The 12,303-nt window shown below is 63.7% G+C and carries 11 protein-coding genes and 1 pseudogene; 8 read left to right on the top strand and 4 right to left on the bottom strand.

The features are described from left to right. Nucleotides 1-522: 522 nt before the first annotated feature. The 7 genes from AOG28_RS16665 to AOG28_RS16635 all read left to right on the top strand — a co-directional run bounded on the left by AOG28_RS16665 (nt 523) and on the right by AOG28_RS16635 (nt 7,597). Nucleotides 523-1,611 (top strand): ABC transporter substrate-binding protein, encoded by a 1,089-nt coding sequence (locus AOG28_RS16665; protein ID WP_235507071.1) that lies wholly within the window; start codon nt 523-525, stop codon nt 1,609-1,611. 92 nt (nt 1,612-1,703) lie between these two features. Further along, nucleotides 1,704-2,537, top strand: coding sequence for an alkaline phosphatase family protein (locus tag AOG28_RS16660; RefSeq protein WP_054557251.1), 834 nt, complete (start codon nt 1,704-1,706; stop codon nt 2,535-2,537). Next, nucleotides 2,537-3,385, top strand: a complete 849-nt coding sequence (locus AOG28_RS16655) for an ABC transporter permease (protein ID WP_054557250.1) — start codon at nt 2,537-2,539, stop codon at nt 3,383-3,385. The genes AOG28_RS16660 and AOG28_RS16655 overlap by 1 nt, the downstream gene beginning before the upstream one ends. After that, nucleotides 3,369-4,349: an ABC transporter permease gene (locus AOG28_RS16650; RefSeq protein WP_234368161.1), complete on the top strand. Its 981-nt coding sequence runs from the start codon at nt 3,369-3,371 to the stop codon at nt 4,347-4,349. Before AOG28_RS16655 ends, AOG28_RS16650 begins: the two co-directional genes overlap by 17 nt. After that, entirely contained in the window at nt 4,349-5,536 is a 1,188-nt protein-coding gene (locus AOG28_RS16645; protein ID WP_082388940.1) for an ABC transporter ATP-binding protein, read from the top strand. Before AOG28_RS16650 ends, AOG28_RS16645 begins: the two co-directional genes overlap by 1 nt. After that, the gene (locus tag AOG28_RS16640; RefSeq protein WP_043336120.1) at nt 5,529-6,203 is read left to right on the top strand and encodes an HAD family hydrolase; all 675 of its coding nucleotides are present in this window, start codon (nt 5,529-5,531) and stop codon (nt 6,201-6,203) included. Before AOG28_RS16645 ends, AOG28_RS16640 begins: the two co-directional genes overlap by 8 nt. A 188-nt stretch (nt 6,204-6,391) precedes the next feature. Next, the gene (locus tag AOG28_RS16635) at nt 6,392-7,597 is read left to right on the top strand and encodes a GAK system CofD-like protein (RefSeq protein WP_054557249.1); all 1,206 of its coding nucleotides are present in this window, start codon (nt 6,392-6,394) and stop codon (nt 7,595-7,597) included. 146 nt (nt 7,598-7,743) lie between these two features. Here the strand turns inward: AOG28_RS16635 and chrA are convergent, their stop codons facing one another. The 4 genes from chrA to AOG28_RS16615 all read right to left on the bottom strand — a co-directional run bounded on the left by chrA (nt 7,744) and on the right by AOG28_RS16615 (nt 12,221). Continuing rightward, complete coding sequence (chrA, locus tag AOG28_RS16630) at nt 7,744-9,021, bottom strand: chromate efflux transporter (RefSeq protein WP_082388938.1); 1,278 nt, start codon at nt 9,019-9,021, stop codon at nt 7,744-7,746. A 262-nt stretch (nt 9,022-9,283) separates the two neighbouring features. Next, on the bottom strand, nt 9,284-10,603 hold the full coding sequence (arsJ, locus tag AOG28_RS16625; protein WP_054557248.1) for an organoarsenical effux MFS transporter ArsJ: 1,320 nt from the start codon (nt 10,601-10,603) through the stop codon (nt 9,284-9,286). 1 nt (nt 10,604) lies between these two features. Further along, nucleotides 10,605-11,654: an ArsJ-associated glyceraldehyde-3-phosphate dehydrogenase gene (locus AOG28_RS16620; protein ID WP_054557265.1), complete on the bottom strand. Its 1,050-nt coding sequence runs from the start codon at nt 11,652-11,654 to the stop codon at nt 10,605-10,607. Between the two features lie 114 nt (nt 11,655-11,768). Continuing rightward, complete coding sequence (locus AOG28_RS16615; RefSeq protein ID WP_326998980.1) at nt 11,769-12,221, bottom strand: metalloregulator ArsR/SmtB family transcription factor; 453 nt, start codon at nt 12,219-12,221, stop codon at nt 11,769-11,771. Here AOG28_RS16615 and AOG28_RS18780 point away from each other — a divergent pair. Continuing rightward, a pseudogene (locus AOG28_RS18780) lies at nt 12,174-12,303 on the top strand (type I glyceraldehyde-3-phosphate dehydrogenase); the annotation flags it as partial. The gene AOG28_RS16615 and the pseudogene AOG28_RS18780 overlap by 48 nt on opposite strands.

Below are 12,303 nucleotides of genomic sequence, written 5' to 3'. Positions count from 1 at the left end.
GCCCCGCAAAGCTCAGTGCGACTTTTCGAGACACGCATGAGGAGAATAGTGGCATTGGCGTGACAACTCGGTGACAGCGCAGGTCTGGCTGCCACGACAGGCCAGTCATCACACGCTGGCTCATGCCTTGCACGCCCATGCCTTGCACACTTATGGCTGTGGAAGATAGCGAGGACTGAAGCCCGCGGCAAGGCGCGGAGAAGGCACGGAGAAGGTATGAAGGAGGCAGAGGCAGAGCCGCCACCCCATGCCATGACAACGACATGTTGACGACACGCAACTGTCACAGGCGAGCGCTAGAGTCGATCGCGCCTTTCGAACTGAACTAGACCACACAGCTCAGCTGTCTCGACACTTGCCTGAGCACTTGGCAGAGCACTGGTCTGATCAAAGATCCGAGAACTGGCCTGAGCAATGACCTGAGCACCCGGACGTGCTCTCAGCGTGTCGACAGGATGCCTGATGCCCGTCACGCCTTACCTTCTGCGCAGCGAATGTTCATCACCTACTGGGGAAATCTCCTTGAAGTCGATTGCCACTACCTCATCCCGCTCCACCGGCCTGCTGGTTTCCACCTGCATGGCCGCCCTGTTGGGCAGTGCCTCCGTCAGTGCCGCCGACATGCCGGCTGACCTTCTCGAGGCCGCTCAGTCCGAAGGCCGTGTCGATAGCGTCGGCATGCCGGACAGCTGGGCCAACTGGAAGGACACCTGGGCAGACCTCGAGTCGAAGTATTCCATCGCGCATAGCGATACCGACATGAGCTCCGCCGAGGAAGTCGCCAAGTTTAAGGCCGAGGGTGAGAACGCCACCGCCGATATCGGTGACGTGGGCTTCGCCTTCGGTCCGATCGCGGTGCAGCAAGGCGTGACCCAAGCCTACAAGACCACGACCTGGGAGCAGATCCCGGAGTGGGCCAAAGACAAGGATGGCCACTGGGTACTGGGCTACACCGGCACCATTTCCTTCATGATCAACAAGACGCTGGTCAGTGAAGATGAGCGCCCGACCTCCTTCGCCGATCTCGCCGAGGGTGATTACAAGGTGTCCGTCGGCGCGGTGGGCAAGGCTTCCCAGGCCAACAACGCCATTCTGGCCGCAGCCTTCGCCAATGGCGGCAAGGAATCCGATCTGACACCGGGCCTGGAAGTCTTCGCGGAACTGGCGCGCCAGGGCCGTCTGTCACTGGCAGAGCCGAGCATCGCCAACCTTGAGAAAGGCGAAGTCGAAGTCGCCCTGCTGTGGGACTTCAATGCCCTGAACTATCGCGATCAGATCAACCGCGACACCTTCGAGGTCGTCATCCCGTCTGATGCCTCCGTCACCTCCGGCTACGCCACCATCATCAACAAGCATGCCGCGCACCCGAATGCCGCCAAGCTGGCCCGTGAGTACATCCTCTCCGATGCCGGTCAGCTGAATCTGGCCAAGGGCTATGCCCGTCCGATCCGCGCCGAGCACCTCACCCTGCCCGAGGATATCGCCGCCAAGCTGCTGCCCAACGAGCAGTACGCCAATGCTCGTCCGGTACAGGACTTCTCGGGTTGGGAAGCCAGTGCCAAACAGCTGCCGCGTCAGTGGCAGTCCCAGGTACTGATCCACCAGCAGTGATCCCCGGCCTCTGCTTCACGCGAGCAGAGCGCGCACCATCCTGACAGACGGCATCGCCTTTGCGGTGCCGTCTTGAGCTTCACGGAGTCACCATGTCTCAGCGTGTCATTCTTGTCGTGCTCGACGGCCTCAACCACGCCGTGGGTCATCATGCCATGGGCTATCTGAGTGCCCTGGTCGAGGCCGGCCGTGGCCAGTATCAATCACTGGACTGCGAGCTGCCGGCCATGTCGCGCCCGCTCTATGAATGCCTGCTGACCGGCGACCTGCCTGTCGACTCAGGTATCGTCAACAACGGTATCGTGCGTCGCTCACGCGGCATCAGCCTGTTCGACCTTGCCAGCCAGCAGGGCAAGCGCACGGCTGCCGCCGCCTATCATTGGGTCAGTGAACTCTATGTCGCGGCCCCCTTCGTGCCGGCCCGCCATCGCTGGCTCGACAATCCGGAATCCGCCATCCAGGCGGGCATCTTCTACTGGCAGGATCATTATCCGGATGACCATCTGTTCAGTGACGCCGAAATGCTGCGCCTGCGTCACGACCCGGATTTCCTGCTGGTGCATAGCATGAACATCGACGATGCCGGCCATCGTCATGGCGGCGACACACCGCAGTATCGCAATGCCGCACGGCATGCCGACATCGCCCTGGCCGACTACCTGCCGGCATGGCTGGAGGCCGGCTATCAGGTGATGGTCACTGCCGATCACGGCATGAATGCCGACCGCTCTCACTCCGGCCTGCTGGAAGAGGAGCGTCGCGTGCCGCTGTGGACCTTCGGCAGCGCCTTCGCCAACGGCGCCGCGACGAACCTCAAGCAACGCGAGCTCTGCGGCACCCTGGCCACACTGCTGGGGCTTGAGCACAGCAAGGCGAGCAATCCGTCGCTGCTGGCGAGTCATGCTGCCACGCGAGGCCTCGAGTGATGTCTGCCGCCTTCAAGCGCCGCCTGACCAGCCCCGTCATGTGGCTACTGCCGTTTGCGCTGATCTTCGGCGCCTTCCAGATCGCGCCGCTGGTGTGGGTGATGATCAGCGCCTTCAAGACCCCCACGGGCTGGGGGCTGGCCAACTTTCACGAGATCGCCTCCTCGGCCTTCTTTCGACAGGCCATCTGGCGCAGCCTCGAGATCTCCTTCATGTCCAGTGTGCTGGGGTTGGCGATCGCCGCCGTGACCTGTCACAGCATGCACCGCTGTGGCCCGCGCCTGACGCGCATGATGATCGCCTTCACCAACATGACCAGCAACTTCGCCGGTGTCCCGCTGGCCTTCGCCTTTATCATCCTGATGGGCGCCAACGGCATGCTGACCCTGATGCTGGAGCGCTTCGGTCTGCTCGAGGACTTCAATCTCTACTCGCGCACCGGCCTGATCGTCATCTACACCTGGTTCCAGATTCCGCTGGGCATCCTGTTGCTGTATCCCGCCTTCAGCACCCTGAAGACGGAGTGGCGTGAAGCCGCCAGCCTGCTGGGCGCCAATCGCCTCGCCTACTGGCAGCACATCGGCCTGCCGGTGCTGTGGCCGTCACTGGCGGGCACGCTCACCGTGCTGTTCGCCAATGCCATGGGCGCCTACGCCACCGTCTATGCGCTGGTGAATACCAGCTACAACCTGATGACCATCCGCATCGCCAATCTGGTCTCCGGCGACCTGTTCCTGCAGCCGGAACTGGCCAGCGCGCTGGCCCTGGTGCTGGTCGTCATCCTCGTCATCGTCACGCTGATTCAGCAATGGCTCATGCGCAGGAGCTACCATGTCACTTCCCGCTGAACTGCCCTATCGCCACGGCAAGCCCTTACTGCCCAGCCTGATGGCGCGCCTGCGCCGCGTGAATATCTACACCTTCATCGTCACCAGTGTCTTCGCACTGCTGGCACTGCCGCTGATCGCGACGCTGTTCTACGCCCTGGCGACACGCTGGGGCGCGAGCCTGACCCCCGATGCCCTGACCGTGAAATGGTTTCTGGAGCTCTGGACCACACCGCGTTTTCTGGCGGCGTTCGGGCGCTCGCTGCTGGTCGCCGTCGGCGCGCTGGCACTGTCGTTGCTACTGATCGTGCCGGTGGTGTTTCTCGCCCACACACGCTATCCGCGCCTGGACAGCGTGATGAATGGGCTGATCCTGCTGCCCTTCGCCGTGCCACCCATCGTGTCATCGGTCGGCCTGCTGCAGCTCTATGCGGGTGGCCCGCTGGCCATCGTCGGCACGCCGTGGATCCTGATCCCCACCTACTTCACCATCGTGCTGCCCTTCATGTACCGCGCCCTGGCCAACAGCCTGCGCGCACTGGACGTGGCGTCCCTGATGGAGGCCGCTCAATTGCTGGGGGCGAGTCCGCTCAAGGCGTTCTTCCTGGTCGTACTGCCCAATATTCGCGTCGGCATCCAGATTGCCGTCTTCCTGGCCTTCTCGTTCCTGGCTGGCGAATTCGTGTTCGCCAACATGCTGGTCGGCACCCGCTTCGAGACCCTGCAGGTCTATCTGAACAATATCCGCGGCGCCAGCGGCCACTTCACCAGCGCCTTGGTCATCACCCTGTTCGTATTCACGCTGATCCTGACCTGGCTCGGCAATCGTCAGCCCGCCGAGCAAGAGATGCCCGCAGATGACCCCGACGAGGCGCTGGCCACCACCATGACCGACGGCTTGCCCGGCCCGGTGCCGAGCGCCGAATCCGAGCCGCGCCACACCCACCACCAGTCGTCAGACTCCGCATCCCGAGGGGACCGCTGATGCTTGCCATCGACACCGCCACCACATTCGATAGCCAGAGCGCCGGCGGCCTTCTGACCAGCGCCCTGCGCGAACGCGCCGCCGACCAGCACTACCTCAAGCTCAATGGCCTGGCCAAGAGCTTCGGCAAGACCCAGGTATTCGCCGAGATAGATGCCGAGATCGCGCGCGGGGAATTCATCACCCTGCTCGGCCCCTCCGGCTGCGGCAAGTCGACCCTGCTGCGCGCCATTGCTGGGCTCAATGATGTCGATGCCGGCCAGATCATCGTCGATGGTCACGACATCACGCCACTGCCGCCGCAGCGTCGCGGCATCGGCATGGTCTTCCAGCACTATGCGCTGTTCCCCAACATGCGCGTGGCGGACAACGTGGCCTTCGGGCTACGCATGAAGAAGGTGCGCCCGGAAGAACGCGAGCGGCGTGTCAGCGAGGTGCTCAGACTGGTGGAGCTGACCGATCAGGCGCAGCGCTTCCCGCATCAACTGTCCGGGGGCCAGCGTCAGCGCGTGGCACTGGCACGCGCGCTGGTGGTCGAGCCGCAGATCCTGCTGCTGGATGAGCCGCTGTCGGCACTCGATGCACGTATCCGTCGCCATCTGCGTGATCAGATCCGCGACATTCAGAAGAGCCTCGGCCTGACCACCCTGTTCGTGACCCACGATCAGGAGGAGGCGCTGCTGCTGTCGGACCGCATCTTCCTGATGCATCAGGGGCGCATCCTGCAACAGGGCAATGCCGAGTCGCTGTATACCCGCCCGGTGGATGCCACGGCGGCAGGCTTCATGGGGCATTACAACCTGATCGGTCGCGAGGTGGCGCGCCCGCTGCTCGGCTACGAAAGCGACAGCCCGCGCGTGGCACTGCGCCCGGAAGCGCTGTATCTGCAACCGGATACCAGCCCCCAGGGACAGCAGGATGAATATGCCAACTTCCCGACCCAGCCCTTGCCGGACAATGCCGGCCCCGGCTGCCCGGGCGTGATCCGCCGCCACCAGCTGCTCGGCAATATCGTGCGCTACGAGGTGGATTGTCAGGGGCTGCGCCTGAATGTCGATGTCCTCAATCGCAGCGCTCGGCAGTTATTGCCGCGCCATCTGCGCGTGGTGCTGCACGCCGATCTGGATGAAGTTCAGGCGCTGGGCGGTAACGAGACCGCCGCCACGTCGCAGGTGTCCCATGGATGACATCACAGGGCTTGCCATCTTCGATCTTGACGACACCTTGCTCGAGGGCGATGCCACGGGGCTTTGGACCGACTGGTTGATCGCAAAGGGCTGGATCGCCGATGGCGAGGAATATCGCGCGATCTGGGCACAACAGATGCTGGACTACGCGGCCGGTCAACTCGACATGGAGGTCCACCTGACCCACCTGCTGGCCCCGCTGGCAGGGCGCGCCGTCAGTGAGGTCGATGCCGAGGTGGCACGCTTTCTCGATGCCGAGCTGATGCCGCGCCTGTATCGTGAGGGGCTGGAGCGAATCCACTGGCACCGCGCGCAGAATCATCAGGTCGTGATCATCTCGGCCTCGACGGCGCATCTGGTCGCCCCCCTCGCCGAGCGCCTGGCGCTGGACGCGGCCCTGGCCACGGCCCTTGAAACCGAGCAAAGCTATTACAACGGGCGGGCCTGTGGCATTCGCACCTTCCGCGAGGGCAAGCTCGCGGCACTCAAGGCGTGGCAGCAGCAACACGCCAGCCACAGCGCCGGGCTGCCCAGCTGGGGCTATTCGGATTCACGCAATGATCTGGCCTTGCTGGAATTCGTCGATCACCCCTTCGCCGTCCATCCGGATCCGACCCTCGCCAGCCTGGCGCAACAGCGCGCTTGGCAGACACTACGCTGGCAATGAAGGAAACCGGGTGAAACCAGGCTGGCAACAAGAGACGCTGGCAACAAGAGACGCTGGGCTGGAATTGAGAGACTGAACTGGAGTCGAGAGTTCCTGCGCTGGAATTGAGAGAAAATCCATAATAGGCGACGCTGGGCATAAAAAAAGGCACTCTATGCCAAAAATGCAAGCATAAAGGAAGCCATGCAATGGCCAAGGTCAGGGTCAGTCGGACCGCACGCGTACCCGATCCCATGCGCGTCAGGCGCTATCTGAAAGCCCCCGAAGTCGGCCCGCGCGTGCTGTTCTTCAGTGGCGGTACCGCGCTGACCGGGGTCTCGCGCACCCTGACCCGCTATACCCACCACAGCATCCATCTGGTGACGCCGTTCGACTCCGGTGGCAGCTCGGCCAAACTGCGCGACGCCTTCTCGATGCCCGCCATCGGCGATCTGCGTTCTCGCCTGATGGCGCTGGCCGATGACAGCGTCCTGGGCCATCCCGATATCTATCGCCTGTTTACCCACCGCCTGCCGCGTGAAGCGCGTCCGGAGATGCTGCACGCCACGCTGCGCGAACTGGCGGCCGGACGTCATCCGTTGACCATGGCGGTCGCGGAACCGATGCGCACCCTGATCTGCCATCAGCTGGGCTTTCTCATCGACGCCATGCCGGAAGGCTTCGATCTGCGCGGCGCCAGCATCGGCAATCTGATCATTGCCGGTGGCTATCTGAACCATCACCAGCAGCTGGATCAGATCATCTTCCTGTTCTCCAAGCTGGTGCACGTGCGCGGCACGGTGCGCGCCGTGGTCAATGCCGATTGCCATCTGGCGGTAACGCTGGAAGATGGCCGCGAGATCATTGGCCAGCACCGCATCACCGGCAAGGAAGTCGCCCCTCTCGATTCACCCATCGCGCGCATGCGTCTGGCCGCGGCAGAGGGCGACCACCATGTCCCCGTGGTACCGGAGCTGCACGCCAACAATCGCCAGTTGATCGAGTCGGCCGAACTGATCTGCTTCCCTCCCGGCAGCTTCTACTCCAGCGTGCTCGCCAATCTGCTGCCCAAGGGCGTCGGGCGCGCGGTGCTGGCCAACCCCTGCCCCAAGGTCTACATCCCCAACTGCTGCCCGGACCCGGAGCAGACCGGCAAGCGCATGGATGAGCTGGTCAGCGTATTGCTCGACACCCTGTGTGCTGACCTCACCGGTAGCATGGAAGACTGTCCCACCGAGAACCTGCTCAACATCGTGCTTCTCGACAGCCAGCGCGGTGACTACCCTGGCGGCCCCTGCATCGAGGCGCTCGAGCGCATGGGCATCACCGTGATCGACACCCGCCTGATCAGCGAGCAGAGCGCGCCCTACTACGACAACGAGCTGCTGGTCACCGCGCTGCTGTCGCTGGTGTGATGCCAACCGCGAGCCGCTCGACATGAAATGTTCGGCATGAGTTGCTCTGCATGAACTGCTCTGCATGAACTGCTCTGCAGAACAAGAACGCCCCCGCCTGCCAACAGCAGACGGGGGCGTTCTTTTGTCAGATACGACGTCGGGGCTTAGATCACGCCACGCACCGCGCCGAGAATCACCATCCCCAGCACCAGCTTCCAGGGTGCCAGCGAGAAACGCGTCAGAGCGATGAAGGCGGCCAGAGCGATCACCAGGTCCGTGCGGCTCAGCACGCTGGTGGTCCACAGCGGGTCATAGAGCGCCATGCCCAGCACGCCCACCACGGCTGCATTGGCACCGGCGAGCGCAGCGCGCGCCCCGGCGCGGGCGCGCAGACGCCCCCACAAAGGCGCCACACCGATCAGCAGCAGAATCCCCGGCAGGAAGATGCTCAACAGCGCAATGACGGCACCGAGCAATGCCGAACCGCCGCCCACCTGCGCCATGCCGGCCCCCAGCCAGGCGGCAAAGGTAAACAGCGGCCCCGGCACTGCCTGGGCGGCGCCATAGCCGGTGAGGAAGGTATCGGCCGCGATCTGGCCCGCCTCGACGGTGGAGGCCTCCAGCAGCGGCAGCACCACATGCCCACCCCCGAACACCAGCGCCCCGGCACGGTAGAAGATATCGACCAGGCTGCCGGAGGCCACCAGCGGCAGGCCGATCAACAGCACGAAGAACGCGATCAGGCAGTAGCGCGCCAGGCGCGTCGAGACCGGCAGTGACAGCCCCGCGGCCTGGGCTTGCTGGCGCACGGATGCCGCCTTGTCATCACGACACAGCAGGCTGCCGAGCACTGCGCCCATCGCGATCACCCCGACCTGCGCCCAGGCGACTTGCGTCCAGGCGCTCTGTGCCAGCGCCAGGCCCAGCATGGCCAACAGCGCCAGACAGGTACGCCGCAAATCCGGGCACAGCTTGCGCGCCATGCCCCAGATCGCCTGGGCGACGACGGCCACCGCCACCAGCTCCAAGCCGTGGATCACCCCAGTGGCCAGCGGCCCTTCGAGGCTGCCCGCCACCAGCGCCAATACCAGCAACGCCAGCGCAGACGGCAAGGTGAAGCCGATCCATGCCAGTATCCCGCCCATCACGCCACCGCCACGCACCATGCCCAGTGCGAAACCGACCTGGCTGCTGGCCGGACCCGGCAGAAACTGACAGAGCGCGACCAGCTCGGCGTAGGCCTTGTCACTCAACCAGCCTCGCCTGCGTACCAGCTCATCGTGGAAGTATCCCAGGTGAGCAATCGGGCCGCCGAAGCTGGTCAGCCCCAAGGTGAGGAAGGTGCGCAGCACTTCACTGCGCCGCGCCTTGTCGCTTGAAAGCGCAGCATCAGGCGTCGCGTGGTCGCGCTCACGCCTTGCAGTTTCATCCGGATGTGACATGACGTTTCTCTTGGAGCGGAAAGGAAAGGATAACGATCAGGAATCCAGCGAGGGGCTTATGTGAGAGCTATACGAAAGAATTTTCACTTGCTGACGCTACGGTGACATCAGGTGAATGCGCAATGTCCTGATTCTCGCCCCTTGCATCACCCACCAGACTATCGCCGCCAGATGACAGGAAGCCCGCCCCATGGTTGGGACGGGCTTCCTACATGAGGGCTTCCTGCATAAGGGCTTAGGCGTCAGATGCCCGGCGAAGGCTTCAGTTGGCCGACGTCTCCTGAGTGGAGGCATGCTGCGTGTCCGAGGGCAATGCGATGGCCATCACCGCGCTCGCCGCCACCAGTGCCGCCGACCACCACAGGCAGGCTTCCAGACCATAGGCCTGATAGAGCCAACCGGACAGCAACGTGCCCAGCAGACGCCCCATGGCGTTGGCCATGTAATAGAAGCCGACATCCATCGACACGCCTTCACTGCGCGCGAAGCGCACGATCAGGTAGCTATGCCAGCTGGAATTGACGGCGAAGATGACGCCGAACACCAGCAGACCGATGATTAACCACTCAAGGGGTGCCAGCCCCAGCAGGATGGCCGCACTGCTGTCGCCACCCAGCTCGGCATCCAGCGACATGCTCGCCATCAGCGCGGGCAACAGCGCCAGCACGCCGGCCAGCAGCACGGTCATCCAGCGCACGCCCGCATCACCGCTCAAGCGACGCGCGATCGGCCCGGTGATGTGCGGGGCCTGGGTCTGCACCCCGCCATAACCGATCACCCACGCAGCCATCAGGATACCGACCGTCCAGAAGTTCCAGCCATGTACCTCGGCCAGATAGACCGGCAAGGCGACCACGAACCAGACATCACGTGCTGCGAACAGGCACATGCGCGCCGCCGACAGCACATTGACCGCCCGCGAGGTCGAGAACATCTCACGAAACGCCGGCTTGCGGCTGGCCTTGCTCTGCCCCAGCGATGCCGAGAGCTTGCGCAGTGACAGCACCAGCACCACGGCCAGCATGAGCCACATGGCCAATACCGTGCCCTGGAAGCCGATGAGACTGAGCGCCGCGCCACCGAGGAAGAAGCCCAGGCCCTTGAGGGCATTCTTGGAACCGGTCAGCAGCGCGACCCAGCGATACAGTGCGCTCTGCGACTGCGCCGCCTGCTGCCCCTTCGGCACCAGCACCTTGATGGCGCTCTTGGCGCTCATCTTGTTGAGGTCCTTGGCGATACCCGACAGCGCCTGGGCGATCATCACCCAGACCACCGTCAGCATGGGCTCCGGCACCAACAGCATGCCGAGTGCCACCAGCTGCATCGCAAGCCCGGCATTCATGGTGCGATTGAGTCCGAGCCTTGCCCCCAGCCAGCCGCCGACCAGGTTGGTGACGACACCAAAGGCCTCGTAGAACAGGAACAGCAGCGCGATATCCAGCGCCGAATAGCCCAGTGAATGGAAATGCAGCACCACCAGCATGCGCAGTGCCCCATCCGTCAGCGTGAAGGCCCAGTAATTCCCCGTCACCAGCAGGTACTGGCGCACCTCATGGGGCAGCTCTCGCAGGCGGGCAAGCATTTCAGCGCTCCTGTGTGCTGGCGTCGGCCAGATCACCCAGGCCCACTTTCAGCGCCAGCTCTGCGGTGCGGTTGGCATACCCCCACTCATTGTCATACCAGGCGTACAGCTTGAGCTGGGTGCCCGCGACGACCATGGTCGAGGGCGCATCGATGATGCTGGAGCGGGAATCGGTACGGAAATCGATCGACACCAGCGGACGTGTCTCGTAGCCCAGCACGCCGGCCAGTTCACCTTCCGCCGCGCTCTGCAGCGCCTGATTGACCTCTTCCACCGTCACTTCGCGGTTGAGCTCGAACACCATGTCAGTCAGGGAGGCATTGGCCAGCGGCACGCGAATGGCGTGGCCGTTCAAGCGGCCTTCCAGCTCCGGGAAGATGGCGCTGATCGCCTTGGCGGAGCCGGTCGTCGTCGGAATCAGGCTCATGCCGCAGGCCCGCGCGCGGCGCAGGTCCTTGTGCGGCGCATCCAGAATCGTCTGGGTATTGGTGATGTCGTGCACGGTGGTCATGGAACCATGACGAATGCCGAACTGCTCCTGAATCACCTTGATCACCGGCGCCAGGCAGTTGGTGGTGCAGCTGGCCGCCGTCACGATGCGATGCTCGTCGGCGTTGTAGAGGTGGTCGTTGACGCCCATGACGATGTTGAGCACGCCCTCTTCCTTGACCGGCGCGGAGACCACGACCCGCGCGACGCCCTGCTCGAGATAGGCGTTCAGCACCTCGGTGCTCTTCTTCTTGCCGGAGGCCTCGATCACCACATCGCAGCCCGACCAGTCGGTATCACCGATCTCACGCTGGCTTGAGAATGCCGTGCGCTGACCATCGAGGGTGATGGAATCCGCGTCGCTGGTGATACCGGCGCCCGGCGACCACTGGCCATGCACGGAATCGAATTCCAGCAGATGAGCGAAGGTCGCGGCATCGCCACCCGGGTCATTGATACGTACCACGTCCAGCGCGATATCCTCGCGCAGCTTCCACAGCGCGCGCAGGGCGAGACGGCCGATGCGCCCGAAGCCGTTGATACCGACGCGCAGGGCCGGCATGCCCTCCGGCACGCTGATGGACGAGGAATAGGACGGAGCGCTATGAGCAGGACACATGGGCATTTCCTTGAGAGTGTTCGAAAAGATTCGGCTAACGTTCTACGGCCTGTGCGCTCAGCAGCAGCGCACAGGGCGGTTGGGCATCGTCTCCAGCCACGCCACCCAGCGCGACACCTCGCGGGCGTTGGCCTGACAGAGAGTCGCGAGAATCTGATGGCACCAGGCCGGCAGGTCAGGTGCCAGGCGGTAGTGCACCCACTGGCCACGCCGCTGACTGGTCAGCAGGCCAGCATCTCTCAGCTGGGCGAGATGCCGCGAGACCTTGGGTTGGGAGATGGGCATGGCGCGCTGCTCCAGCAGCCAGATAAGTTCACAGACACACAACTCTTCCATCTGCGCCAACAGCTGCACGACGGTCAGGCGAGTGTCCTCGGCAAGACACTTGAAGACCTGCAATGGTGTCAGGCAGGCCGCCATGTCTCCCACTCCATCAATAACGTCATTGGTTGACGGTTTCATGGCGATGCCGCGACCTTCGCTCATCTGCTGGAATTCGATTCCGTGCATGGCCAGTGGTCGCCGGGCGCCGGTATCACCAGCGACGCGGATTCCATCACCCTCGATGGTCAGCGCACGGCATTCTCAAGCC

The sequence above is a fragment of the Cobetia sp. UCD-24C genome, from assembly GCF_001306765.1.
Taxonomy (GTDB): domain Bacteria; phylum Pseudomonadota; class Gammaproteobacteria; order Pseudomonadales; family Halomonadaceae; genus Cobetia; species Cobetia amphilecti.
This window is presented reverse-complemented; position numbering and strand designations above follow the sequence as displayed.